Raw genomic sequence first — 26205 nt, 5'->3', positions numbered from 1 at the left:
TATATGAATTTTTAAGTGTGGACTGCTAAAGAGCAGGGAAACACAATTAAGCGGAGTATTTATGTACGCAGTTTTCCAAAGTGGCGGTAAACAACACCGTGTGAGCGAAGGTCAAGTTGTTCGTTTAGAAAAACTTGAACTTGCAACTGGCGCAACAGTTGAGTTCGATTCTGTGTTGATGGTCGTTAATGGTGAAGATGTTAAAATCGGTGCACCAGTAGTTGCTGGCGCAAAAGTAGTGGCTGAAGTAGTTGCACAAGGTCGTGGCGAGAAAGTTAAAATCGTTAAGTTCCGTCGTCGCAAACACAGCCGTAAACAACAAGGTCATCGTCAGTGGTTCACAGAAGTGAAAATCACTGGGATTCAAGCATAATTTCAGAGGAGATCAAGTAGATGGCAACTAAAAAAGCTGGTGGTTCAACTCGTAACGGTCGCGATTCTGAAGCTAAACGCCTTGGTGTTAAACGTTTCGGTGGCGAATCTGTATTAGCAGGTAGCATCATTGTTCGTCAACGTGGTACTAAGTTCCACGCGGGTAGCAACGTAGGTATGGGCAAAGACCACACCTTATTCGCAACTGCAGATGGTAAAGTTAAATTTGAAGTAAAAGGCGAGAAGAGCCGTAAATACGTAAGTATTGTTACTGAATAATTTAAAATCTATTCGATTGAAACGCCCTACAATTTTGTGGGGCGTTTTGTCTTTTTTAATTTCACATAAGCGAGCAAGCAATGAAACAACAACCTTTATTAGGCTTTACCTTTGCGCTTATTACCGCTATGGCTTGGGGATCCTTACCTATCGCTCTCAAACAAGCTTTATCTGTAATGAATGCGCAAACTATCGTATGGTATCGTTTTATTGTAGCGGCGATCTCATTATTAGCCCTACTTGCTTATAAAAAGAAATTACCTGAACTAATGAAAGTTGGCCAATATGCTTGGCTTGCTCTTATTGGAGTAATTGGTCTTACCGGCAATTTTCTATTATTTAGTAGTTCGCTAAATTATATTGAACCTTCAGTTGCACAAATTTTTATTCATTTATCCTCTTTTGGAATGCTTATCTGTGGTGTACTGATCTTCAAAGAAAAATTGGGGCTGCACCAAAAGATTGGACTTTTCTTATTGTTAATTGGTTTAGGCTTATTCTTTAATGATCGTTTTGATGTATTTGCCGGACTAAATCAGTATTCAACAGGTGTCATCTTAAGCGTAGCAGGATCCCTTATTTGGGTCGCTTATGGAATGGCGCAAAAATTAATGTTGCGTAAATTTAATTCGCAACAAATCTTGCTAATGATGTATTTAGGCTGTGCCATAGCCTTTATGCCGATGGCTGAATTCTCGCAAGTAAAAGAACTTACACCTTTAGCTCTGATTTGTTTTATTTACTGTTGTTTAAATACCTTAATTGGATACGGCTCTTATGCGGAAGCACTTAATCGTTGGGATGTATCAAAAGTCAGTGTTGTTATCACACTTGTACCTCTTTTCACGATCCTATTTTCCCATATTGCCCATTATTTTAGCCCAGCAGATTTTGCGGCACCAGAATTGAATAACATTAGCTATATTGGTGCATTTGTTGTAGTATGCGGGGCAATTTTATCCGCGATTGGACATAAATTATTACCGCACAAAACTCATTAAAGTGCGGTTTATTTTGGAGAAGTTTTAATGAAATTTATTGATGAATCCCTTATCCGAATTGAGGCTGGGGATGGTGGCAACGGTTGCGTAAGTTTCCGTCGAGAGAAATTTATTCCTAAAGGCGGCCCTGATGGTGGAGACGGTGGAGACGGTGGTGATGTATATTTACAAGCTGATGAAAACCTCAATACCTTAATCGATTACCGTTTTAATAAACGCTTTGCTGCAGAGCGTGGAGAGAATGGGCGGAGTTCAGATTGTACAGGGCGTCGCGGTAAAGATATTATTTTACCTGTTCCCGTAGGAACTCGCGCTATTGATAACGACACCCAAGAAACCTTGGGGGATTTAACCCAACACGGTCAAAAAATGTTGGTAGCCAAAGGTGGTTATCACGGTTTAGGGAATACTCGTTTCAAATCATCAGTAAACCGTGCACCGCGTCAAAAAACAATGGGAACACCGGGTGAAAAACGCGATTTATTACTCGAATTAATGTTGCTTGCCGATGTGGGAATGCTCGGTTTACCTAATGCAGGTAAATCCACTTTTATTCGTGCCGTTTCAGCCGCCAAACCAAAAGTTGCAGATTATCCATTTACTACTTTAGTACCAAGTCTCGGTGTTGTGAAAGTAGACGACTCACATAGTTTCGTCGTTGCTGATATTCCAGGATTAATTGAGGGTGCAGCAGATGGTGCTGGGCTAGGAATTCGCTTTTTAAAACATTTAGAACGTTGTAGAGTGCTTATTCATTTAGTCGATATTGCTCCAATTGATGGCTCTAATCCAGCAGATAATGTCGCTATTATTGAATCTGAACTTTTCCAATACAGTGAAAAATTATCAGAAAAACCACGTTGGTTAGTATTCAATAAAATTGATACGATGAGCGATGAAGAAGCTGAAGAGCGGGCTCGAGAAATTACTGAACAATTGGGTTGGGAAGAAGATTATTACCTAATTTCAGCTGCAACAGGGAAAAATGTTCCACCACTTTGTCGTGATATTATGGACTTTATCATAGCGAATCCACGAGAAGCTGAAATACAACAAGTTGCACCTGAAGAAGTAAAATTCAAATGGGAAGATTATCATCAGGAACAACTAGCGGAGCATCAACTTGATGTTGACGAAGATTGGGATGATGATTGGACCGAAGAAGATGATGAAGGTATAGAGTTTATCTATAAACCTTAATAAAATGGCGGTTCTAGCAGTTCATCAGCTATATGCTTCTAAATACTTAAAAGAGCTTTGTGATATAGGTGTTTTGAGTGAGATATCTTTGGGAAGAGATAAATTATTTATTCATCCTAAATTGATGTCGTTATTACGAGGTGAAAATAACGAATTTACACCTTATATATAATTTTCATAAAACTTTATGATGGATTTAGGAAAATAAAAATGGGATCGCAATGATCCCATTTTTGTTAGTGAGTACTCGTGCTGGTTGTAGTACGGTTTGCACGTTTACGATCGTTTTCCGTTAAGAGTTTTTTACGGATACGGATCGATTCAGGTGTCACTTCCACTAACTCGTCGTCATCGATAAACTCAATAGCTTGTTCAAGGGTGAATTTCACCGGCGTGGTTAAGACGATGGCATCATCTTTACCTGATGCACGCATATTGGTGAGTTTTTTACCTTGTAAACAGTTAACAGTTAAGTCGTTTGTACGGCTATGAATACCGATAATTTGACCCTCGTAAACTTCTACGTTGGCTTCGATCATTAATTTACCACGTTCTTGTAAACCAAATAGCGCATAAGCGAGTGCTTTACCTGTTGCGTTAGAAATTAATACACCATTTTTACGTTGGCCGATTTCACCTGGTTTGATGTCATCGTAGTGATCAAAGCTAGAGTAAAGTAAACCGGTACCAGACGTCATGGTCATGAATTCACCACGGAAACCGATTAAGCCACGGCTTGGGATGATGTATTCTAAACGAACACGGCCTTTTCCATCTGGCATCATATCGCGAACTTCGCCTTTACGGATACCTAATGCTTCCATGACAGAACCTTGGTGTTGTTCTTCTACGTCGATAGTCACTTGTTCGTAAGGCTCTTGTTTTCTGCCGTCGATTTGACGATAGATTACTTTAGGACGAGAAACTGCAAGCTCATAACCTTCACGACGCATATTTTCAATTAATACAGAAAGGTGTAATTCACCACGACCAGAAACACGGAATTCATCTGGGTTTGGTGTTTCTTCTACGCGTAATGCCACGTTGTGAACTAACTCTTTGTTTAAACGTTCAAGAATTTGACGAGAAGTCACATATTTACCTTCTTGACCTGCAAACGGTGAAGTATTTACACAGAAGAACATGGTTACAGTTGGTTCATCAACAGTTAATGAAGGTAAGGCTTCAACGGCATTGATATCACAAATAGTATCCGAGATATTTAATTCACCTAAACCGGTAATGGCAATGATGTCTCCTGCGTAAGCAATATTTTCTTCATAACGTTGTAAACCAAGGTGACCTAATACTTGTCCCACACGGCCTTGACGAGTTTTACCTTCGCCATCAATGATAGTCACCGGTTGATTTGGTTTGATTGCACCACGTTTGATACGACCGATACCGATAACACCCACATAGCTGTTATAGTCTAATTGGGATATTTGCATTTGGAATGGTGCATCTAATTCCACTTTTGGTGGTTCAACATGTTGAACGATCGCTTCAAATAACGGCGTCATATCTTCCGCTAATTCTTCGTGTTCAAGACCTGCTACACCATTTAATGCAGAAGCATAGATAATAGGGAAGTCTAATTGCTCATCCGTTGCGCCAAGGTTAACGAATAAATCGAATACTTGATCCACCACCCAATCAGGACGTGCGCCTGGGCGGTCAACTTTGTTGATAACTACGATTGGTTTTAAACCGTGAGTAAAGGCTTTTTGGGTTACGAAACGCGTTTGTGGCATTGGACCGTCAAAGGCATCTACCACCAAAAGTACAGAATCTACCATAGAAAGCACACGTTCTACTTCACCACCGAAGTCCGCGTGTCCTGGGGTGTCGACGATGTTAATGCGATAACCATTCCAGTTAATTGCGGTATTTTTTGCAAGAATGGTAATACCACGTTCTTTTTCGAGATCATTTGAGTCCATTACGCGTTCATCAACATCACCACGAGTGGATTCAAATGTACCAGATTGTTGAAGAAGTTTGTCAACGAGGGTGGTTTTACCATGGTCAACGTGAGCGATAATTGCGATATTGCGCAATTTGTTAATATCAATGTCGTTTTTCATTTATTACTTTCTTAAAGTTTAAGTTTTATAAGGTGGAATTTTAACACCACCGAATAGTCCAAGTAGTTTAAATTGGTGAGTAGAACTCACCCTACAAGAGAATGTTGAAAGGGCAAAAATTATACACGATATTTCGTTGATCTGCTATGCTGGGTGATAAAATAAATCCAATGAAAAAGGTAAGTGGTTACGTTATAATGCGCCTTTCATTTTTGTAAAGATTATACACATAGCAAAATAGAGGACTCCTTATGCCAAATGCAAATGCAATTGCCAACGTATTTAAACTGATCGAAGAGAACGATATTAAGTTCGTGCTACTTCGTTTCACCGACATTAAAGGTAAAGAACACGGTGTTTCTATCCCGGTTAGCCTTGTCGATGAAGATATGTTTGAAGATGGCAAAATGTTCGATGGCTCTTCTGTTGAAGGTTGGAAAACCATTAACAAAGCCGATATGCTTTTAATGCCAATTGCTGAAACTGCAGTAGTCGATCCATTTGCGCAGATCCCAACACTTTCAATTCGTTGTAGCGTTTATGAGCCAACAACCATGCAAAGCTATGATCGTGATCCACGTTCAATCGCTATTCGAGCAGAAAACTATATGCGTTCAACAGGTGTTGCAGATCAGGCATTCTTTGGTCCAGAACCTGAGTTCTTCTTATTTGATGATGTGCGTTTTGATGTATCAATGAATCGTGCTTCTTTCACCATTGATGACATTGAAGCTGCTTGGAACACCAATAAAAAATATGAAGGCGGTAACAATGCTTATCGTCCATTGAAGAAAGGTGGTTATTGTGCGGTGACACCAATTGATACAGCTCATGATATTCGTTCTGAAATGTGTTTAATTTTAGAAGAAATGGGTTTAGTCATCGAAGCTCATCACCATGAAGTGGCAACAGCAGGCCAAAACGAAATTGCAACGAAATTCAACAGCTTAACCTTAAAAGCAGATGAAACACAAATCTATAAATATGTGGTGCAAAACGTTGCCTTAGAACACGGCAAAACCGCTTGCTTTATGCCAAAACCAATCACAGGTGATAATGGTTCAGGTATGCACTGTAATATGTCATTAAGCAAAGATGGCAAAAACATTTTCCAAGGTGATAAATATGCAGGCCTTTCTGAAACCGCACTTTATTATATCGGCGGTATCATTAAGCATGCAAAAGCATTAAATGCATTCACTAACCCAAGTACTAACTCATACAAACGTTTAGTGCCTGGTTTTGAAGCACCAGTATTATTGGCTTACTCTGCAAGTAACCGTTCTGCTTCAATTCGTATTCCGGCAGTAACTAGCCCGAAAGCGATCCGTATTGAAGCACGTTTCCCAGATCCATTGGCAAACCCATATCTTGCCTTTGCTGCATTATTAATGGCGGGCCTTGATGGCGTAGTGAACAAAATTCATCCAGGTGATGCAATGGATAAAAATCTTTACGATCTTCCACCTGAAGAATTAAAAGATATTCCTGCAGTTGCAAGCTCATTAGAAGAAGCCTTGAATTCATTAGAAAAAGACTATGAATTCTTAACGCAAGGTGGTGTGTTTGCGAAAGACTTTATCGAAGCATTTATTAACATTAAACGTAAAGAAGTAGAACGTTTAAATATGACACCACATCCAGTTGAGTTTGAGATGTATTATGCTTAATTAGATTAGATATTGAACAAGGTAAGTGCGGTAATTTTTGACCGCACTTTTTGTATGTGATATAGCTTTGAATTAGTGTATAATCAGCATCTGGTTATAGATAGGATATAGATTATGCTAAATAAGTTTTTAGGTAAATTTCGCCGATTCTTGGCTTTCGATGAATTGCTAAAACAATTGATTATAAGGGATGTAAAACTTAAATATCGTCGTAGTTATTTGGGGTATCTGTGGAGTATTTTGAATCCATTAATGTTAATGATGGTTCTTGTTGTTGTTTTTTCTAATCTATTTCGATTTGATATTCCTAATTACCCTCTTTATATGATTTCAGGACAGTTTTTATTTACTTTTATGACTGAAGCAACAAATATGTCTGTTGGATCCATATCTGGAAATGCTTCTTTAATAAAGAAGACCTATGTGCCTAAATATATTTTCACGATATCAAAAGTTGGAAGTTCTCTTGTTAATTTGTTTTTTTCTCTAGGTGCATTAGTGATTGTTATGGTTTTTACTAATGCAGAATTTTCTTGGTGTCTTTTATTTTTTCCAATAGTTATTTTACAAGTATTTATTTTTAGTTTAGGTTTGGGCTTATGGCTCGCTTCAATTACAGTATTTTTTAGAGATATCCAATATTTATGGGGCGTTTTTATTTCTATGTGGGTTTATATGACACCTTTATTTTATCCGGTGTCAATTATTCCTGAAGAATACCGTATATTATATCAAAATGCTAATCCTATGTATGGTTATATAGAACAATTTAGAGATATTATTCTATATGCAAGATTTCCAAATCTAGAAACTATACTAATTGGCTTTATAACTGCTCTTATTGTCTTGTATTTAGGAGCTTGGTATTTTAATAAAAAACAAGATGAATTTATTTTATATATATGATGAATACTGAAACAATAATTAAAGTAAAAAATGCAACAGTTAGATTTAATAAAGCGACTGAAAACTATAATGGCTTAAAAGAATATGTGATTAAGATGCTAAAAGGTGAGCTTATGTTTCAAGAGTTTTTAGCATTAAAAGAAGTTAATTTTGAAGTTAAAAAAGGGGAATCTTGGGGGGTAATCGGTGCCAATGGTTCGGGAAAGTCGACACTTTTAAAGTTGATTTGTGGCATTTTGAAACCTTATAAGGGGACTGTAAAAGTACATGGTAAAATTGCTCCACTTATTGAGCTAGGAGCTGGATTTGACCCACAGTTAACAGCTAGAGAAAACATTTATCTAAATGGTGCATTATTAGGGCATAAAAAAGCTTTTATGGAGATGCATTTTAATGAAATTATTGAATTCGCTGAACTAGGTGATTTTATTGATGTCCCAATTAAGAACTTTTCTTCTGGTATGGCTGCTCGGCTAGGATTTGCTGTAGCCACAATTGTTAAACCTGACATTTTAATTGTGGATGAGGTACTTGCAGTAGGAGATATAGCATTTCAAGAAAAATGCAGGAAGCGTATGGAGTCATTACTTCAAAATGGTACGACATTACTTTTTGTATCTCATTCTAGTAAGCAAGTGAAAGAGCTTTGTCAAAATGTAATTTGGTTGGATAAGGGACATGTCGTAGCGCAAGGGAGGGCAGAAGATATTATTCAAAAATACGAGGGTAAATAAACATGATAAAAGGTAAGTATATTTATTTAGGTTGTAATTTATATAAGTTCGTAAATCCTCATAAGTTTGATTTATCTGAAGCAGTTTCTTTAATAAATGTGATGACAGGAGAGTTTGCTCGTCATCGAGATGGTATTATTATAGATTCATCATATGAGGCAGATGAATTATTTTTATACGATTCAAGTTTCAAGTTTCAAGTCATTGATAATTCCGTTACTTTATTCTGTACAAATCCAGGGATGCAAATGTATTATATTGCTGATTGTAATGGTATTTTAAGAATTGTTCAAGGTGAGCAATTCAGTAATTATTTATCATTATTTCCAATATTAGATAAAGAAGCAACATTTGTTAAGGATAGCTTACCTATTCAGAATGAGAATGAGAGAAAAGTTGTTGCTTTTGGTTCATCTTCAACAGAAATTTTTGATTATATCTTTGGTGATAATGAGAATTACTTGCCATTTTGGGCTTCAGGCTGGTCTGCTAGAGGATTAAGAAAAATTAATGAGCAAATGAAACCATATTTGAATACATTAATTAAAATTCCCAAAGATAGTGTTATTTTACTCCATTTTGGTTCTGTTGATACTGATTTTAATTTACCGTATAAAATGGCTAATTCTGGTTTTTATGATATTCCGCTATTTATTAAGGAGATGATTGATGGAATCTTGGCTCTCAAAGAGTATCTGAATAATTTGGGTTTTTGTCATATTTATGCCGTATTTACATCTCCTCCTCCTGAATTACCAAAATCATTCTGGAAAGATGTTTTTGGCTTGGATCAAATTTCAGAGTTAGTTAGAGGGAAGATATTATTTGATTTTGCTGTTAAATTGTCAGCATTACTACCAGTAATCAATTGTTTACCAGACTTTGTTTATTCTATGGATAAACTGGTTTGTAATAAACAATTTTCTAGAGATGAATATGATCACCACATTGATTTTATATCAGCTCAGGATATTGTTTATGATAAACTTAAATATATAGAAGGTATTCTTCCTAGAAGATTAGAAAAACATACTAGTTTATATAGGCATTTAGGGTGTGATGTTAGTTTTATTAGAAAAAATAATAAACCTCGATTAAGAAGTTGTCGTTAAATCAATATATTAATTTTATAGGTATTTTATGTATATAATTTCATTACTTGTGCATGAAAAAAAGGATATTATTTTGGAGCAGCTTTTGAATATTCAAAAGTATTTCCCTTCAGCAAAAGTAGTTGTCCATGTTTCTAAGTCAGCAAATTTTGCTTTATCTGAACTAGAAGAGTATTTAAAAGGTAAAGTAGATAACTATCATGTAAACCCTAATCAAGCTCAAACTACTTGGGGAGGGATTATTTCAGCCCATTTTTTAAATATTAAATATATTTATAATAATATCAGTTCTGATGCTCATGTTTTGTTTCACTCATCTAATGATATGTTTGTTAAATTAGGAATAGAAGAATATTTGAAAGGTAAAGATTATCTATTTAATTTCAGAAGGGTAAATTCATTTTTTACTTATTGGTGGGTCGGTGCTGTAGCAAAGCAAGACAAAAAACTCCTTAATTTATTAAAATTGCATAATTCATCAATGATCATAGGTTCTCAAATTGAAGGGAGTATGTATAAGATTGATTTACTTATGAGAATAATAGAGTTATGTGAAAAGCATAATTTATTAGAGAGCCAGCTTCACTATCCTAGAGAAGAAATCGTATTTTCATCGTTGGCAAATGCTTTGAATATAAAGTCAGATGGATTACCTTACGTATTATCAGAAGTACACCGATTCGATAGCAAATTGTGGAAGTTCTTTATGAAGTACAAAAGAATTCATCGCAATGACCTATTAAGAAAGATTGTAAATGCAATTTTCTTTAGGAGTAAATTTTATGAGATTAAACCTAAGGATATTGAGGCAATTAGAAATAATGATATCAAATACTTAGAGAAATTTGAGTATTTATACGATGGTGATAATAAATGGAAAATATTTAATTCAAATAATCTTTTTGCAGTAAAAAGAGTTGAGAGAGAGATTAATAATCCATTAAGAATTTACATTAGAGGTCTGAATTAAAAATGTCTATTGTTTTACAAAATGTTATATTTTATCCACATTCTCTAGAGCTTTCTCATTTATATGTACGAGGAAATAACTATGCTTTATTGAATAATGAAACGATTAAAATTAAGGCATATAATAGTATTGCATTTGATACTTACTTTAACTTTTTTTCTATTGAAAAATGGTTAAGATATTGTTCTCTAGATAATCTGTATCTAGAGTTTTCCTTTAAAGGAAATATTCAGATTAACTTGATAGGGTTAGATTATCGCCATACATTCTATCAATATGAGCAGGATTTACATCAAGAAATTTTATCTTCTGATAAAGAAAAACATCATAAGATTAGAATTGATCAATTCAATATGCAAAAAGTGCTCTATGTAAGTGTTAGAGCAAATGATGTGGATAGTATTATTAGTAATGTTTGCTTTACTACAGAGTCGGAAGTTGTTAATAAAGAATATAAACTTTCTTGTTGTATTTGTACTTATAATAGACAAAGCTATATTCAAAAATCAGCTGATGTTCTTGAAACAGGTATCGATAAAAATGGATTGAATATGGATGTAATAATTACAAATAATGGTGATCCAATTCAACTGAATAAAGAGTACAAAAATATTCATATCTATAAAAGTAAGAATATGGGAGGCGCAGGTGGTTTTACGCATTCTATTTGTAAAGCAATTGAGTCAAATAGTTCCCATGTGTTATTAATGGATGATGATATCAACTTTCACTTTGAATCTTTATTAAGAACCTATCGTTTCTTTCAATTTATTAGACCTGAGTATTTTGATGTGATGTTGGCTGGTTCAATGTTTTCATCAGATGAACGTTGGTTGCAATATGAACGAAATACAATTTTAGATAATAATGGCTTTCACCACCAAGGACATTTCCAAGATATGCGGGATCGTGGGGTTGCATTAAATAATACATTTTCAGAAAGTATCTACGGCCTATCTGGTTGGTGGTTTTCCGCATTTTCAACTAAATTAATTAAAGAAAATGGGTTGCCTTTACCAATCTTTGTTAGAGGTGATGATATTGAATTTTCAATGAGAAATAATAAAGAAATTGTTTCTTTAAATGGTATTAATGTTTGGCATGATCCATTTATCTTAAAATATAATGAAATTATGGAAGATTATTATCTTCCACGTAATATGATTATGAATGCCCTTCTTTCTTACCAAAGATATTATAATTTGATTAAATTATTTTCATTGAAAAAATTTATAAAGAATTTGATTACATTTAATTATGTGGCTGCTGAATTTAATGTGTTAGCATTAGAGCATGTGATAAATGAGGAGTATAAAAAAGATCCTGCCGATTTGCATCAATGGGCTATGAAAACACTTAAAGAGCTTAAGAAAAATACAGTCACTGTTTCTGATGTTGATTATTATTATACTGAGCCGCGTTTTCATAAGAAATCAACAAAATTACTAGGCATAATTTTATCTTATCTTGGATTAGGCACTGAAGGTTCATCTAAGTATGGTTTTGAAAGGCAGCCTATTTTTTTCTATGGTCGTAAAAAAGTAAGATTATTCAATACATTGAATCGAACAATGGAAGAGGCCACTTTACAAAGAGGTAAAAGTATTCGATTGGCCATTAGATTTGTTAAAAATTATATTCATTTGATACGTAATATTGAATCTTATCGTTCTAAATTATTAGAGTTTAGAGAGCATTCAAAAGAAAATGCTTCTTGGGATAAATTATTTAGTAGTCAAAATGAAAAGTAAACATATTATTGAATTAGACTCTTGGCGTGGAATTATGGCACTTTTAGTTGCCATATTTCATTACACCGTACCAAATAATTTCGTTTCTGCAGAGCTAGCAGTTGATTTCTTTTTTATACTTTCCGGTATAGTAATACAGAAATCTTACTTTGATAAAGAAATGAGTTCAACTGAGTTTTTCATAAAGAGATTATATCGCTTATACCCGTTACATTTATTCTCACTTATAATCTTGCTTTTTTTATTTCTTAGCACTGTATTCTTTGTGCATTATCCAAAAAATGGAGATTTATTAACATCTTTTTCTTGGCAGTTTCCAGCAGATTATTATAAAGATGGTATATTTTTTACGTTTATTCAACAGGTACTTTTTATTAATGGTCTAGGATTTCATCCCCATCATCAATATTAGAATGGTGCCTCTTGGTCTGTATCTTGTGAGTTGTGGGTTAATTTAATTTTCTTTATTTGGCTAAGAAAACTATCAATTCCATTAATTATTCTTATATCTATTTTTATTTATTCTATATTGTTTGTTACGTTTGGCAGATTAGGTGTTCATAATGAATATATAATGTATATGAACTCTGGAATGCTTAGATGTTTAGCTGGTTTTAGCCTAGGCGTTATTATTTATAGATGGCTAGAGCCGATAAAAATAAGTCTAGACAATAAGAAAAGAAAGCAGATGGTGATTTATTCTTTCTTGCAGATGATGTCTTGTGCTGTGTTTTTTTATATTATGTTTTCGAATCAACATAATTATAATGACTTTTTAGCGTTAATATTTATTTTGGTGGCAATATCTATTTCATTTATGCAGTTTGATACTCTATTAAATAGATTGCTGAATTTAAGGGTATTAGTGTTTTTGGGGAAAATTAGTTATTCAATATACTTAATGCATTATTCTGTTCAATATGTTATGCAGTCATTGCTAGGTATGAAGTTTGATTTCTCGTTAAAGGGATATATTAATTTAGTGGTATTCATTTCTATAGTAATTTTGATTTCTACAATAGTTTATTTTATGGTAGAGAACAGAAGCACAGATATTATGAAAAAGGCTAGTAGTTATTTTAAAATTACTTAATAAGAGTGTAAGTGTATATGTTTATTATTCCAATGGCGGGACTAAGTTCCCGTTTTTTTAAAGCAGGTTATACAAAACCAAAATATCAATTAGATTTAAACGGTGAAACTGTTTTTTCTTGGTCAGTTCGCTCATTTGAGCGATATTTTAAAACTGATAAGTTTGTTTTTATTTATCGAGATGTTTATGACACTAAACAATTCTTAGAGAAAGCGATAGTTGAGCTTGGTATCTTGGATTACGAATTAGTTTGTTTGCCCGAAGAAACACTCGGACAGGCAGATACGGTATACCAAGGAATTAATAAGCTCGATCATGATGAAGAGATTTATGTTTTTAATATTGATTCTCGCATAATTGATTTTGTTAAACCTGAGTGGGTGAATGACTGTGATGGTTATTTAGAGGTTTTTAAAGGTGAAGGAGAGCATTGGTCTTTTGCGTTAGCAGAAGAGAATTCTAAAAAGGTAATCCGCACGACTGAAAAAGAGCGGATTTCTGATTTATGCAGTGATGGCCTTTATTATTTTAAGAGAAAGTCAGTATTTGAGAGATTATTTCTTTCTGCAAAAGAAAATCGAAAGACAGCAAAGAATGAGTATTATATTGCGCCACTTTATAATGATTTAATCGAAGTTGGTTCGATAGTCTTCTATGATTTAATTGAAAATGAACGTATCTTATTCTGTGGAACTCCAGATGAATACCAACAATTATTAAAAGGGGATGCTTAATATGAAACGACTTATCATGGATCTAGATAATACTATCACCTTAACTGAAAATGGTGATTATAAGAATGCTAAGCCCATTGTTTCAGTTATTGAAAAATTAAAAGAATATAAAGCTCAAGGCTTTGAGATAATTATTAGTTCTAGTCGTAATATGAGAACCTATGAAGGGAATGTGGGAAAAATTAATGTTAATACATTACCTATAATTATTGATTGGTTAGAGCGTCATAATGTACCTTATGATGAAATTTATGTTGGTAAGCCGTGGTGTGGACATGATGGTTTTTATGTCGATGATCGTGCAATTCGTCCAGATGAATTTAGTTCTATGAGTTATGATGAAATCCGTAAATTAATAAAAATGGATGGTGAATATGATTCTAATTAATTCTGCGGCCTATGTTAATGCTGAATTTCGTAATGAATTTGGTGCAATCCCCCCGGTTTTTTTACCTATAGGTAATAAGAAATTATTAACTCATCAGATTAGTATGCTTCGTGAGCAGTTTTCAAAAGATATTAAAATAGTGGTTTCTTTACCGAGTACTTATGCATTAAGTATAGAAGAATCATTGCTGCTAGATGAGCTAAATATCGAGCCTATTTTTGTTCAAGATGGCATTTCGTTAGGAATGGCTCTTCTTTATGTCTTGAATACCATCGGGGATAATAACGAACCTTTACGTTTACTACATGGAGATACGCTACTAGGCTCATTTCCTCAAAATGAAAATTGCATTGCTTTAGCAAAAGCGGAAGATGATTACATCTGGCAATTTAATGAAAAATATAATGCGGTGTGGTGTGGTTTTTTTTCCTTTAGTAATCCTAAAGCATTTGTAAGGGCTTTAGCCTTATCTCAAGGTGATTTTTCCCAAGCCGTCAATATTTATGAAGAAGAAAATGGTATTGAATACGAAGATGTATCATCGTGGTACGACTTTGGACATATTAATACCTACTTTAAATCGCGTTCACTTATAACAACCCAACGAGCATTTAATTCATTAAAAATAGAGGACGGTGTTGTGTGGAAATCGGGCTCACCGCCACGAAAAATTGAGGCTGAAGCAAATTGGTTTAAGGCTTTACCTGCGGGATTAAAAAGATTTACTCCACAGCTTATTCAAGTTGGTAAAACAGAACAAGATAATCCGTTTTATGAAACAGAGTATTTACCAATACTTCCATTGAATGAAATTTTTGTGCATGGAAGAAATCCGGTAATTTTTTGGGAGAAAGTTTTAGGATTGATCTCATTTTATATGAGTGAATCAAGAAAATATTTTCCTAGAGGAGATGAAGTGCTTCTTGAAAAAATCAATCAGGATTCTACCGCACTTTATGCAGATAAAACATACGAGCGCTTGATAGCATATGCAAAGCAAGTAGGTCTAGACTTATATAAGCCGACTCGTTACGATGGTATTGACTTGCCTTCTTTGTGGCAAATTGCGGAAGACTGTGTAAATAAAGCATTAGCACTTCCTATAATACCGTCAGTAGTTCATGGTGATTTATGTTTTAGTAATATAATGTATGATTCTCGTAGTAATTCAATAAAAGTCATAGATCCTAGAGGATTAAATATTAATCATGAATTAACAATTTATGGAAATCAAAGTTATGATTTGGCTAAACTTTGTCATTCTTTTATTGGATTATATGATTTTATTATTGCGGACTCATTTAATTTAGAAAAAAATAATGATATTGGTGTTAAATTAACGTTTAACTTAGATGCTCGTTTAGAAAAAATACAAGCTGTTTTCATGAAGCAATTAATAATACCAAATATTCAACATGAAGATATTATAGCTCCTACAATTTTATTATTTTTATCAATGATACCATTACATTATGATAAACCCCATAGACAAGATGCAATGCTTGCAAATGCTCTGCGTTTATATCGTACTTTTATGACTAAATCTTAAATTAGGTGAATATAATGAAAAAATTCTTATTAGTCGGCGCTGGTTTCTCAAATGCCGTTATTGCTCGTGAATTAGCAGAGAAAGGTTATAAAACAGTTGTTATCGATTCTCGTAGCCATGTGGCAGGCAACTGCCATTCTGAACGTGATGCTGAAACAAATGTAATGGTGCATGTTTATGGCCCACATATTTTCCATACTGATAATGAGCGAGTATGGAATTATGTGAACAACTTTGGTGAGTTTATGCCATTTGTTAATCGTGTAAAAACGATTAGCCAAGGTGCGGTGTATTCTCTCCCAATTAACTTGCATACGATTAACCAATTCTTTGGCAAAACGTGCTCACCGAAAGAAGCAAAAGCTTTAATTGAGGCGCAAGCAGATTTGTCTATTACTGATCCGCAAACCTTTGAAGAGCAAGCAATGCGTTTTGTCGGTAAGGATTTGTATAAAGCGTTTTTCTATGGTTACACCAAAAAACAATGGGGTGTAGAGCCAAAAGAGTTACCGGCAAGCATTTTAAAACGCTTACCTGTACGTTTTAACTATGACGATAACTACTTCGCACATAAATTCCAAGGTATGCCGAAAGAGGGGTATACGCAAGTTGTGGAAGCGATTTTAGATCATGAAAATATTGAAGTGCGTTTAAATACGCCATTTGCTGAATCGATGAAGGCAGAATTTGATCACATTTTCTGGTCAGGTCCGTTAGATGCATACTTTGGATTTGAACTTGGTCGCTTAGGTTATCGTACTTTAGATTTTGAAGCATTCCGCGATGAGGGTGATTTTCAAGGTAATGCGGTAATTAACTATGGTGATGAAGAAGTACCATATACTCGTATTTCAGAACACAAACATTTTGCACCATGGGAACAACACGAGAAAACAATTTGTTATCGTGAATTTAGTCGTCTATGTGGTGAAAATGATATTCCGTATTACCCGATTCGTTTAGTGAAAGATAAAGTACTCTTGCAACAATATGTTGAAAAGGCGAATAAAGAAACGCAAGTGACTTTCGTAGGGCGTTTAGGTACCTATCGTTATTTAGATATGGATGTGACGATTAAAGAAGCCTTAGAAACAGCTGATGTTGTAAGAGAATCATTAGAAAAACAGACTGTACTTAAACCTTTTTATGTAAATATGGACTAAAGTATAGCGAGTCTATCATCAAGCCATATACGATTTCGTGTATGGCTTTTGTTTAAATAAAATTGAGTCAATTATGCATACTGAAAAATCAATTTGTGCAGTGGTTGTGACATTTAACCGCAAAGCATTATTATTAAATTGTTTAAATGCACTGAAAGCTCAAACACACCCTTTATCTCATATTGTGGTGATTGATAATGCCAGTACTGATGGTACAGCCGATTTTTTAGGTGAGCATGGTTGGATAAACAATGATGCTTTTACTTTAATCACGTTATCCGAAAATATGGGCGGTGCAGGTGGATTCCATGAAGGAATTAAGTATGCGTTTGAACAAGGTTTTGATTATATTTGGTTAATGGATGATGATGGATTTCCAGCTGAAACATGTTTGGAAAAACTCTTACCTTACACTACTGAGAATTGTTATATAGGTCCGATTGTGCTTGATTGTGAAGGCAAAGAGAAACTAAGTTTTAGCTTACGTTTACCAAATAGTTTGCAAGTACTCGATCATTACTCTGATATTCCTCAGTCTTTCAAAATAGATAATCAAATTAAGGATACAGTATTGCCTTTTAATGGTACATTAATCGGAAGAGATCTTGTCCAACAAATGGGATTTCCTATGAAGGAGTACTTTATTTGGGGAGATGAGCGAGAATATACTCTGCGTGCGGAGGCATACCGTGCCAAAATTTTGACAGTGATTGATGCATTGTTTTATCACCCTATAGCCAGCTCTATATCAGAACCAATGTTTTGGGGTAAATTACGGTTTAATAATGCACATTCAGATTTAAAACAATATTGTTTTTGTCGTAATACAATTGCTACTTTTGCCAAGCATAAAGGGTTTATTTATGCTCTGACTTTTTTTGTTAAAACGACTTGGTTTTATGCATTTACTCAGCCAAGTCTTTCTCGTTTACTATTTGCTTGGCGTGCAATGTGGCACGGGCTTACTGGTAATTTTTTTCATCACAAGGATTACTTAAAATAACATGCAAAAACTTACTGTATTAGTGATTACGCATAAAGACTACGAGTTTCCAGATTCTGCATGCTATTGCCCGCTTTTTGTGGGAGGGGAGACTACAAGTGATTTAAAAAATGAAAGGTTTTACCAAGATAGTGTTGGTGTGAATATAGCTGAAAAAAATAGTAGTTTTTGTGAATTAACCGGACTTTATTGGGCTTGGCAAAATGGTATCTTTAAAAATAACCAATATGTTGGGTTAGTACACTATCGGCGTTATTTTGCAGGTAAAGAGTTATGTTTGAAGAAACAGCATATTGCATCAGAAAGAGAGTTGCTATCTCTTCTAGAAAAATATGATGCGATTTTACCGAAAAAACGAAATTATTTTATTGAATCAATTTATTCTCACTACCAACATGCCCATCATGTTAAGGATCTGAATTGTACAAGGAAAATTATTTCTGAATTGCATCCTGAGTACATAACGAGCTTTGATACAATTATGCAAGGCCGAAAGATTCATATTTATAATATGTTTGTTATGTCATCAGAGAACGCATCAGAATACTGTAAGTGGCTTTTCCCTATTTTGTTTGAATTAGAAAAGCGAATAGATATAACCCAGTATGATAGCTACCAAAAAAGAGTATTTGGTTTTATCGCCGAGCGCCTATTCAATGTTTGGTTGGTTCATCATCAGTTAAAGTTTTGTGAAATTCCGGTAGTTAATTTGGAAGGCGAGAATTTGTTAAAAAAAGCGATTAATTTATTAAAACGGAAATTTTTAAGATTAGGATTTCACTATGCATAAAATTACGTGGTGTAAATTTATTTTGTTAGCTACTGATTTTTTAACACTTTTTAGTTCATTATTTATTGCCTATGAAGTGTTAGATATTACTCGTGGCGGCCGTTTTTATTTTCCTTTGGAAGAATTTAATGACTATGTATTGATTCATGCCTGTGTATCTTTCGTTGGTGTGTTATGGTTTTGGATACGATTACGGCACTATACTTACCGCAAACCGTTTTGGTTTGAATTAAAAGAAATTATCCGTACCTTATTGATTCTTTTCATTATTGAATTAGCAATTGTTGCCTTTTCTCGTCTATATGTTTCCCGTTATTTCTGGTCTGTAACTTGGATTTGTATCTTTGTAGGACTTCCTTTCTCCCGAATTTTTGTAAAAAATCTTTTAATAAAAAGCGGCATGTATCTAAAAGAAACTATCATTATAGGCAATGGGAAAAATGCTAAAGCGGTATTTAACGCTTTAAATGATGAATCGTATTTAGGATTCGACATAAAATTTTTTGTTACAACGGAAGATGATCATTCAGAGTTTCTAGAGGGGGTCCCTATCATGGACCATAACTCTGAACGGCTAATGGAATTGGTTTCACCTGAATTTACTCAGTTTATTCTGGCGATTGATGAGGAAAAGAAAGTTGAGCAAGATTTTTGGTTACGTTATTTAATTCGTAAAGGATGCCGTTCTATTTCAGTAATTCCTGATTTTCGAGGTATTCCACTTTATGGCACGGATATGTCTTTTTTATTTAGCCAGGAAATGGTGCTTTTTAGAGTAAATAATAATTTAGCAAAACGTTCATCTAAGATTGTAAAAAGAACCTTTGATATCTTAGGCTCATCTTTTCTCTTACTTTTATTGTTACCATTTTGTATTCCTTTATATTTTATAATCACAAGAGATGGCGGTAATTTCATATACGAGCATTCAAGAATTGGTCAGCACAAAAAGAAATTCAAATGTTTGAAGTTTCGAACAATGGTGAATAATTCAGATGAAGTGTTAGAAAAGATTTTAGCAATGGATGAAAGTGCTAGATTAGAATGGGAAAAAGACTTTAAACTTAAAGATGATCCACGCATTACACCAATAGGCAGATGGTTAAGAGAAAGAAGCTTAGATGAATTACCTCAACTTTGGAATGTACTTAAAGGTGAAATGAGTTTAGTCGGACCTCGTCCAATAGTGAAAAAGGAATTGCCTTACTATCAAGAAGATGTGGATTATTACCTTATGGCTAAACCTGGAATGACTGGCTTATGGCAAGTCAGTGGGCGAAATAACGTGAGCTATGATACTCGCGTTTATTTCGATACCTGGTATGCTAAAAATTGGTCTTTATGGAATGATATTGTGATTTTACTTAAAACAGTGAAAGTTGTTTGGAATAAAACTGGAGCTTATTAGTGAAACGCATCCTCATCACCGGCGGTTCCGGCTTCATCGGTTCCGCCCTTATTCGGTATATTATTAATCAGACTCAAGATTCTGTTATCAATATTGATAAACTGACCTATGCGGCAAATCAATCAGCTTTGAAAGAGGTAGCAAATAATCCTCGTTATACTTTTGAGCAAGTTGATATCTGTGATCTTAAGTCGATAGAAAGCATTTTTGAGAAATATCAACCGGATGCGGTGATGCATTTGGCAGCTGAAAGTCATGTCGATCGTTCTATTACGGGAGCGGCTGATTTTATTCAAACCAATATTATGGGGACTTATGCCTTGTTAGAGGTTGCTAAGAATTATTGGCATACCTTAGACGAAACTAAAAAAACGACCTTTCGATTCCATCATATTTCTACTGATGAAGTGTATGGAGATTTATCCCTTTCCGAACCAGCCTTTACCGAACAGTCCCCTTATCATCCGAGTAGTCCTTATTCAGCCTCAAAAGCGGCGAGTGACCATTTGGTGCACGCTTGGTATCGTACTTATGGTTTGCCTGTGATTATCACAAACAGTTCCAATAACTATGGGGCTTATCAACATGCTGAAAAGCTCATTCCTTTAATGATTTCAAATGCTGTGATGGGGAAGTTTTTGCCAATTTATGGTGATGGGCAGCAAATTCGTGATTGGTTATTTGTGGAAGATCATGTTCAAGCCTTATATTTAGTTTTGACAAAAGGTCGAGTCGGGGAAAGTTATAATATTGGTGGAAATTGTGAAAAAACGAACCTTGAAGTAGTTAAAATGATTTGTGAACTACTCGAAGAACTGGTGCTAAATAAGCCTAATCACATTAAGTATTACGAAGATTTAATTACTTTTGTAAAAGACCGACCAGGTCACGATGTGCGATATTCATTGGATTGTTCTAAAATTCATGAAGAATTGGGCTGGAAACCGCAAATAACCTTTGAACAAGGACTTCGTAAAACAGTAGAATGGTATTTATCAGATAATTATTATGCTAAATAGGTTTCCTAATTAAATAAACGAACTACATCTCTAGATAGGTACTATTTGAATAGTAAGCTTGTAATCCAGTAAAATAGAGTAATTACATATTGCTTATATTATTTCTATGAGTATCTTTATTTATATTTCTCTCATTATATTCAAAATTCTCTTATCTGATATCTGATACTTTGTGCCTAACTGCTGTGCAAATAAGCTCACACGTAATTCCTCGATCATATAACGAATTTCCGCAACTTCATCAGAAATCGGTTTAGATTTCGGCAGTTTAGCTAGCAATTGTTGGTAAGCCTGTTGTACTTGTTCCACGCGTAGCATCGCGGCACGGTCACGATTTACATCTTGAGCCAGTTTATCGATACGTTTATCAATAGCTTGTAAATAACGTTGTAAATCAGGTAGGCGATCATAACCGCTTTTTTGCACAAAACCTTGATAAATAAGATCCGCAAGTTGTGATTTAATATCCGACAACGCAAAGGCCATAGTGAAATCCATTTTGCCTTTTAAACGTTGGTTTAAGGCATGGTTAAGGGATAGGATTTGCTCCACTTTCTGCGCAATATCTACGGTCACTTCGTTAAGGTTTTCTCGAACAAAATCACGCAATTTTTCAAAACCGGCTTCATCCCATACAAAACCGCCAAAATCGGCAATCAGTTTATCTACGGCACAAGCGATACAATCATCGATCAAATCCAACACGCGACCGAATGGTGTAAAATACAGCCCCAATTTAGCTTTATTCGGCAATTTTTCATGCAGATATTTAATCGGTGACGGCACGTTGAGCAACAATAAGCGACGTAAACCTTGTTGCATTGCCACCGCTTGTTCAAATTCCGTTTCAAACAGTTTAATGCCCACCGCATCTTTTTCGTCCACAATGGCAGGAAAGGCTTTCACACTGAAACCGCGCTGTTTTTGTTCATAACACTGCGGCAGCTCGGCGAAACTCCAAATATGCAGTCCGCTTTGCTCAATACCATCGTCCGCCACGGCAGAAATGCTTTCTTGCACACGATCTTTTAAGCTAAATTTCAGCTCGTCTAAATTCATAGATTCGGCGATTTTCTTGCCGTTTTCATCCACCACACGGAAAGTCATTTTCAAATGGCTCGGGATTTGTTCCCAATTCCAATGTTCCGCTTCTACGGTGACGCCCGTCATGCGACGCAATTCATAAATCAGCGTATCCAATAACGGTTTTTCCAACGGCACGACGCGACTTAAAAAAGCTTGGGCATAATTTGGTGCCGGAACAAAATTACGGCGATAAGATTTCGGCAAAGACTTAATCAGCGCAATCACCAGTTCTTCCCGCAAGCCCGGAATTTGCCAGTCAAAACCCGTCATTTCCACTTGATTGAGCAACGGCAACGGAATATGCACGGTCACGCCGTCCGCATCCGTACCCGGTTCAAATTGATACGTCAGTTTGAGTTTTAAATTACCTTGATGCCAGAAATTCGGGAAATCCAGCTTGCTCACTTGTTCCGCATCATCATTAATCAAGAATGAACGTTCAAAATTAAGTAATTCAGGATCTTTTTGCTGTGTCTTTTTCCACCACGTATCAAAATGTTTTTGGGAAACCACTTCCGTGCCAATACGCTGATCGTAAAATTCAAAAAGCGTACGGTCATCCACCAAAATATCGTGGCGACGGCTTTTGTGTTCCAATTCCTCTACTTCTCGAACGAGTCGTTGATTTTCTTTGAAGAATTTATGTTTGGTATTCCAATCCCCTTCCACTAAGGCAGATTGAATAAAGATCTCGCGACTTACCGTTGGATCAATAGCACCGTAATTCACTGGTCGCGCCGCCACAATCGGCACGCCATACAAGCTCACCTTTTCATCGGCAATCACCGCCCCGCGAGATTTCGACCAACGCGGCTCGGAATAGGATTTTTTCGTTAAGTGTTCGGTGAGCGGCTCAATCCATTCCGGATCAATGTCCGCCACCATGCGACCCCAAAGTTTAGAGGTTTCTACTAACTCTGCCGCCATCACCCATTTCGGTTGTTTTTTGAAAAGCACAGAATTGGGAAAAATTGCAAAATGGGCATTACGTGCACCAAGATATTGTTGTTTCTCCGCTTCTTTTAAACCGATATGAGAAAGCAAGCCACTTAAAAGTGCGGTGTGAATTTGCTGATATTCTGCTTTTTCCGAATTAATCGGCAAGCCCATTTCACGCACGGCAAGGCGAATTTGTTGATAAATATCCTGCCATTCACGAATACGTAAATAATTTAAGAAATCCTTTTGGCATTGGCGGCGAAATTGGTTTTTACTCAATTCTTTTTGTTGTTCTTGTAGATAACGCCAAAGATTTAAGAATGCCAAGAAATCTGATTTTTTATCAGTAAAACGACGATGTTTTTCATCGGAAGCTTGTTGTTTTTCTTGTGGGCGCTCGCGAGGATCTTGAATGGATAACGCGGCGACAATAATCATCACTTCATGCAACGCACCTTGTGAGACAGCGGTCAGCAACATCTTCGCCAAACGTGGATCCACAGGGAGTTGAGCTAATTGACGGCCTACTGCCGTTAATTGACGTTTCTCGCCTGATTTGGTGCGAACCATTTCAAACGCACCCAATTCTTCCAACAGTTTTATCCCATCTTGAATATGGCGTTTATCTGGCGCATCCACAAATGGGAAGGCTTCAATATCGTCCAAACCCAATGCCGTCATTTGCAAAATAACGGAGGCTAAATTGGTGCGTAGAATTTCAGGATCGGTAAACTCTGGACGAGAATTAAAATCCTCTTCCGAATATAAACGAATACAAATCCCTTCACTTACACGACCACAACGGCCTTTACGCTGATTAGCAGATGCCTGTGAGATAGGTTCAATCGGTAAACGTTGTACTTTAGTACGATAGCTATAACGGGAAATGCGCGCTGTACCTGGGTCAATCACATATTTAATGCCCGGCACGGTCAATGAGGTTTCTGCGACGTTGGTCGCCAACACGATGCGATTTAATCCGCTCGGATGGAAAATTTTATTTTGTTCTTGAGCAGACAAGCGTGCAAAGAGCGGTAGAATTTCCGTGAGTTTTAGATTTTGCCTTTGTAAGGCTTCAGCGGTGTCGCGAATTTCCCGTTCACCGTTCATAAAGATCAAAATATCGCCGCGCCCTTCCGCTTGCAGTTCATCCACCGCATTGAGAATACCTTGCAGCTGATCTTGATCGTCTTCTTCCACTACAGGACGATAACGCACTTCAACAGGATAGGTTCTGCCCGACACTTCGATAATCGGGGCATTGTTAAAGTGTTTAGAAAAGCGTTCCACATCAATGGTTGCAGAAGTGATGATGAGTTTTAAATCACGACGACGTGGTAAAAGCTGTTTCAGATAACCGAGAATAAAATCGTTATTTAGGCTACGTTCGTGCGCTTCATCGATAATCAAACAAGAATATTGGTTGAGGAAACGATCGTTTTGAATTTCCGCTAACAGGATCCCGTCTGTCATCAACTTGATTTGTGTATCATCACTGATTTGATCGTTAAAACGAACCTTATAACCAACTAAACCGCCAAGCTCCGTTTCCAGTTCTTCCGCAATACGCGCAGCCACAGAACGCGCGGCAATACGGCGTGGTTGAGTATGACCAATCATGCCCAAATTGCCAAAACCTAATTCGAAACACATTTTCGGCAATTGGGTGGTTTTACCTGAACCAGTTTCCCCTGCCACCACGATGACCTGATATTCAGAAAGCAGTTTTTGAATTTCTGCTTTACGTTGGCTAACGGGCAGGCTTTCTGGAAAAATGATGGGATTTTTAACCGCACTTTTACGATTTTCTACACGTAATTGAGCCTGTTCAATCTGCAGCTGGATTTCTGTAACAACGGCTTGTTGGGCCTCTTGACTTTTAATTTTTCCAATACCATGAATGCGGGCGGATAAGCGACGTTGATCCACCTGCATGATGTCATTTAATTGAGAAAAAAGAGATTGCTGTAAAGGTGTTAATGCGTGTTTTACCGATCTGTTTTTCATAGCGATTTATTTTTGAAACTTCCGTAAGCTAAGCTAATCCATCCGATTAAAAATAAAGTTCCGCCAATAGGCGTAATCCATACTATTACATTGCTTGCTCCGAAAGCGAGGGCGTATAAACTTCCACTAAATAATAAGGTTCCAATTAACCAAGAAGACATGGATAATCGGGCGAATTTTTTGTCACGTAAAGCAGATAATGCAACGGCAAGTACTGTAATAGTATGGAACATTTGATATTTTAAACCCGTATCAATCCATGATAATGCTTTGGCTTCTAATACATGGCTTAAGCCATGAGCTGCAAATGCGCCTAGTGCGACGCAGAAGAATCCGCTTAAAGCGGCAAGAGTAAGGTATTTGTTTTTCATTTAAATTTTCCCTAAAAGTAAAGCTAATATACCTGCAGCAATAAGTGGACCAACGGGTATGCCACCAAAGAAAGATACGCCGATAACCGTACCAATCATAAGCCCTGTGACGAGAACGGGTTGATTTGTCATTAGGTCAACACCTTGGCCTGCAAGCCAGGCTACAAAAATACCAACGCCGATAGAGGAAAACATTTTCCAGTGAATAAAGGCAGAAAGTTCAGGCAATGGAATTTTCCCTGACACTAAAGGGCTGAGGACACCGAGGGTTAAAACCATAATTCCCAGTTTTAAACCATATTGATCGATCCAAGGAATATACTGTGATAAAAAAGTTTGCTGCATAATGAGCAAGACGGTAGCAGAAATTGTGATTGCGCTATTATGGCTGAGTAATCCGAGAATAATTAAAATCACCAATAATAAGGTGACGATATTAAATTGTAACGTCATAAGTAAAAGTGCGGTTAAAAGTGGTGAAGAATTATAGCAAGTTTAGATAATTGATGTGTTCTTTATTTCAATAAAACAGGCTAAAATACAAGCTACATTTCAGTTTTATTGAGCGTTTTT

At 35.8% G+C, this 26205-nt stretch carries 23 protein-coding genes and 1 pseudogene; 20 read left to right on the top strand and 4 right to left on the bottom strand.

Going from position 1 to position 26205, the window contains the following annotated elements:
* Window positions 1–61 precede the first annotated feature (61 nt).
* The 5 genes from rplU to KKW16_RS09060 all read left to right on the top strand — a co-directional run bounded on the left by rplU (window position 62) and on the right by KKW16_RS09060 (window position 3024).
* Window positions 62–373, top strand: a complete 312-nt coding sequence (gene rplU, locus KKW16_RS05040; RefSeq protein ID WP_005626416.1) for a 50S ribosomal protein L21 — start codon at window positions 62–64, stop codon at window positions 371–373.
* 20 nt (window positions 374–393) lie between these two features.
* On the top strand, window positions 394–651 hold the full coding sequence (gene rpmA, locus KKW16_RS05035; RefSeq protein WP_005626413.1) for a 50S ribosomal protein L27: 258 nt from the start codon (window positions 394–396) through the stop codon (window positions 649–651).
* Window positions 652–731: 80 nt separating this feature from the next.
* Window positions 732–1652, top strand: coding sequence for a DMT family transporter (locus tag KKW16_RS05030; protein ID WP_111407964.1), 921 nt, complete (start codon window positions 732–734; stop codon window positions 1650–1652).
* Between the two features lie 27 nt (window positions 1653–1679).
* Window positions 1680–2852: an Obg family GTPase CgtA gene (gene cgtA / locus KKW16_RS05025; RefSeq protein WP_111407963.1), complete on the top strand. Its 1173-nt coding sequence runs from the start codon at window positions 1680–1682 to the stop codon at window positions 2850–2852.
* 4 nt (window positions 2853–2856) lie between these two features.
* A complete protein-coding gene (locus KKW16_RS09060; protein WP_226385906.1) occupies window positions 2857–3024 on the top strand; it encodes a hypothetical protein in 168 nt (55 codons plus the stop codon).
* 64 nt (window positions 3025–3088) lie between these two features.
* On the opposite strand, the gene typA is transcribed toward KKW16_RS09060, so the two are convergent.
* The gene (gene typA, locus KKW16_RS05020; protein WP_215768000.1) at window positions 3089–4939 is read right to left on the bottom strand and encodes a translational GTPase TypA; all 1851 of its coding nucleotides are present in this window, start codon (window positions 4937–4939) and stop codon (window positions 3089–3091) included.
* A 251-nt stretch (window positions 4940–5190) separates the two neighbouring features.
* Here typA and glnA point away from each other — a divergent pair, with 251 nt between their 5' ends.
* From glnA to rfbB, 15 genes and pseudogenes are all read left to right on the top strand, one after another.
* Entirely contained in the window at window positions 5191–6609 is a 1419-nt protein-coding gene (gene glnA / locus KKW16_RS05015) for a glutamate--ammonia ligase (RefSeq protein WP_215767999.1), read from the top strand.
* A gap of 114 nt (window positions 6610–6723) precedes the next feature.
* Window positions 6724–7515: an ABC transporter permease gene (locus KKW16_RS05010; protein WP_065265435.1), complete on the top strand. Its 792-nt coding sequence runs from the start codon at window positions 6724–6726 to the stop codon at window positions 7513–7515.
* Window positions 7515–8249 carry an ABC transporter ATP-binding protein gene (locus tag KKW16_RS05005; protein WP_049380793.1) on the top strand — a complete coding sequence of 245 codons (735 nt, stop codon included), beginning with the start codon at window positions 7515–7517 and terminating at the stop codon, window positions 8247–8249. Before KKW16_RS05010 ends, KKW16_RS05005 begins: the two co-directional genes overlap by 1 nt.
* A 2-nt stretch (window positions 8250–8251) precedes the next feature.
* On the top strand, window positions 8252–9361 hold the full coding sequence (locus tag KKW16_RS05000; RefSeq protein ID WP_215767998.1) for a hypothetical protein: 1110 nt from the start codon (window positions 8252–8254) through the stop codon (window positions 9359–9361).
* A gap of 28 nt (window positions 9362–9389) precedes the next feature.
* Entirely contained in the window at window positions 9390–10331 is a 942-nt protein-coding gene (locus tag KKW16_RS04995; protein ID WP_215767997.1) for a hypothetical protein, read from the top strand.
* A gap of 2 nt (window positions 10332–10333) precedes the next feature.
* Entirely contained in the window at window positions 10334–12082 is a 1749-nt protein-coding gene (locus tag KKW16_RS04990) for a glycosyltransferase (protein ID WP_111304559.1), read from the top strand.
* Window positions 12039–13175 (top strand): annotated as a pseudogene (locus tag KKW16_RS08990) (acyltransferase family protein). The gene KKW16_RS04990 and the pseudogene KKW16_RS08990 overlap by 44 nt, the downstream one beginning before the upstream one ends.
* Window positions 13176–13192: 17 nt before the next feature.
* The gene (locus tag KKW16_RS04975) at window positions 13193–13909 is read left to right on the top strand and encodes a glycosyltransferase family 2 protein (RefSeq protein WP_215767994.1); all 717 of its coding nucleotides are present in this window, start codon (window positions 13193–13195) and stop codon (window positions 13907–13909) included.
* Between the two features lies 1 nt (window position 13910).
* Window positions 13911–14297, top strand: a complete 387-nt coding sequence (locus KKW16_RS04970) for an HAD-IIIC family phosphatase (RefSeq protein WP_065265430.1) — start codon at window positions 13911–13913, stop codon at window positions 14295–14297.
* The gene (locus tag KKW16_RS04965; protein ID WP_065265429.1) at window positions 14284–15846 is read left to right on the top strand and encodes an aminoglycoside phosphotransferase family protein; all 1563 of its coding nucleotides are present in this window, start codon (window positions 14284–14286) and stop codon (window positions 15844–15846) included. Before KKW16_RS04970 ends, KKW16_RS04965 begins: the two co-directional genes overlap by 14 nt.
* Before the next feature lie 14 nt (window positions 15847–15860).
* Entirely contained in the window at window positions 15861–17009 is a 1149-nt protein-coding gene (gene glf, locus KKW16_RS04960; RefSeq protein ID WP_065265428.1) for a UDP-galactopyranose mutase, read from the top strand.
* A gap of 73 nt (window positions 17010–17082) precedes the next feature.
* Window positions 17083–18012, top strand: coding sequence for a glycosyltransferase family 2 protein (locus tag KKW16_RS04955; RefSeq protein WP_065265427.1), 930 nt, complete (start codon window positions 17083–17085; stop codon window positions 18010–18012).
* A gap of 1 nt (window position 18013) precedes the next feature.
* Entirely contained in the window at window positions 18014–18802 is a 789-nt protein-coding gene (locus KKW16_RS04950) for a DUF4422 domain-containing protein (RefSeq protein WP_065265426.1), read from the top strand.
* Window positions 18795–20210 (top strand): undecaprenyl-phosphate galactose phosphotransferase WbaP, encoded by a 1416-nt coding sequence (gene wbaP / locus KKW16_RS04945; RefSeq protein ID WP_065265425.1) that lies wholly within the window; start codon window positions 18795–18797, stop codon window positions 20208–20210. The genes KKW16_RS04950 and wbaP overlap by 8 nt, the downstream gene beginning before the upstream one ends.
* On the top strand, window positions 20210–21229 hold the full coding sequence (gene rfbB / locus KKW16_RS04940; RefSeq protein WP_065265424.1) for a dTDP-glucose 4,6-dehydratase: 1020 nt from the start codon (window positions 20210–20212) through the stop codon (window positions 21227–21229). The genes wbaP and rfbB overlap by 1 nt, the downstream gene beginning before the upstream one ends.
* A gap of 120 nt (window positions 21230–21349) precedes the next feature.
* Here rfbB and hrpA read toward each other — a convergent pair whose 3' ends face one another.
* From hrpA to KKW16_RS04925, 3 genes are read right to left on the bottom strand one after another with little or no spacing between them, the layout of a single operon-like run.
* On the bottom strand, window positions 21350–25261 hold the full coding sequence (hrpA, locus tag KKW16_RS04935) for an ATP-dependent RNA helicase HrpA (protein WP_215767993.1): 3912 nt from the start codon (window positions 25259–25261) through the stop codon (window positions 21350–21352).
* Entirely contained in the window at window positions 25258–25632 is a 375-nt protein-coding gene (locus tag KKW16_RS04930) for a DUF423 domain-containing protein (protein WP_215767992.1), read from the bottom strand. Before KKW16_RS04930 ends, hrpA begins: the two co-directional genes overlap by 4 nt.
* Window positions 25633–26085, bottom strand: coding sequence for a DUF441 domain-containing protein (locus KKW16_RS04925; protein ID WP_215767991.1), 453 nt, complete (start codon window positions 26083–26085; stop codon window positions 25633–25635).
* Between the last annotated feature and the right edge of the window lie 120 nt (window positions 26086–26205).

Source organism: Haemophilus sp. SZY H8 (assembly GCF_018829755.1).
GTDB classification, from domain to species: domain Bacteria; phylum Pseudomonadota; class Gammaproteobacteria; order Enterobacterales; family Pasteurellaceae; genus Haemophilus; species Haemophilus haemolyticus_K.
This window is presented reverse-complemented; position numbering and strand designations above follow the sequence as displayed.

Coding starts and splice junctions, on each gene's coding strand:
- KKW16_RS04970 (WP_065265430.1), top strand. CDS start 13,911: ATGAAACGACTTATCATGGATCTAGATAATACTATCACCTTAACTGAA.
- KKW16_RS05010 (WP_065265435.1), top strand. CDS start 6,724: ATGCTAAATAAGTTTTTAGGTAAATTTCGCCGATTCTTGGCTTTCGAT.
- rpmA (WP_005626413.1), top strand. CDS start 394: ATGGCAACTAAAAAAGCTGGTGGTTCAACTCGTAACGGTCGCGATTCT.
- cgtA (WP_111407963.1), top strand. CDS start 1,680: ATGAAATTTATTGATGAATCCCTTATCCGAATTGAGGCTGGGGATGGT.
- KKW16_RS05005 (WP_049380793.1), top strand. CDS start 7,515: ATGAATACTGAAACAATAATTAAAGTAAAAAATGCAACAGTTAGATTT.
- KKW16_RS04965 (WP_065265429.1), top strand. CDS start 14,284: ATGATTCTAATTAATTCTGCGGCCTATGTTAATGCTGAATTTCGTAAT.
- hrpA (WP_215767993.1), bottom strand. CDS start 25,261: ATGAAAAACAGATCGGTAAAACACGCATTAACACCTTTACAGCAATCT.
- KKW16_RS05030 (WP_111407964.1), top strand. CDS start 732: ATGAAACAACAACCTTTATTAGGCTTTACCTTTGCGCTTATTACCGCT.
- KKW16_RS09060 (WP_226385906.1), top strand. CDS start 2,857: ATGGCGGTTCTAGCAGTTCATCAGCTATATGCTTCTAAATACTTAAAA.
- KKW16_RS04930 (WP_215767992.1), bottom strand. CDS start 25,632: ATGAAAAACAAATACCTTACTCTTGCCGCTTTAAGCGGATTCTTCTGC.
- glnA (WP_215767999.1), top strand. CDS start 5,191: ATGCCAAATGCAAATGCAATTGCCAACGTATTTAAACTGATCGAAGAG.
- typA (WP_215768000.1), bottom strand. CDS start 4,939: ATGAAAAACGACATTGATATTAACAAATTGCGCAATATCGCAATTATC.
- rplU (WP_005626416.1), top strand. CDS start 62: ATGTACGCAGTTTTCCAAAGTGGCGGTAAACAACACCGTGTGAGCGAA.
- KKW16_RS04990 (WP_111304559.1), top strand. CDS start 10,334: ATGTCTATTGTTTTACAAAATGTTATATTTTATCCACATTCTCTAGAG.
- KKW16_RS04925 (WP_215767991.1), bottom strand. CDS start 26,085: ATGACGTTACAATTTAATATCGTCACCTTATTATTGGTGATTTTAATT.
- KKW16_RS04950 (WP_065265426.1), top strand. CDS start 18,014: ATGCAAAAACTTACTGTATTAGTGATTACGCATAAAGACTACGAGTTT.
- KKW16_RS04955 (WP_065265427.1), top strand. CDS start 17,083: ATGCATACTGAAAAATCAATTTGTGCAGTGGTTGTGACATTTAACCGC.
- KKW16_RS04975 (WP_215767994.1), top strand. CDS start 13,193: ATGTTTATTATTCCAATGGCGGGACTAAGTTCCCGTTTTTTTAAAGCA.
- glf (WP_065265428.1), top strand. CDS start 15,861: ATGAAAAAATTCTTATTAGTCGGCGCTGGTTTCTCAAATGCCGTTATT.
- KKW16_RS04995 (WP_215767997.1), top strand. CDS start 9,390: ATGTATATAATTTCATTACTTGTGCATGAAAAAAAGGATATTATTTTG.
- wbaP (WP_065265425.1), top strand. CDS start 18,795: ATGCATAAAATTACGTGGTGTAAATTTATTTTGTTAGCTACTGATTTT.
- KKW16_RS05000 (WP_215767998.1), top strand. CDS start 8,252: ATGATAAAAGGTAAGTATATTTATTTAGGTTGTAATTTATATAAGTTC.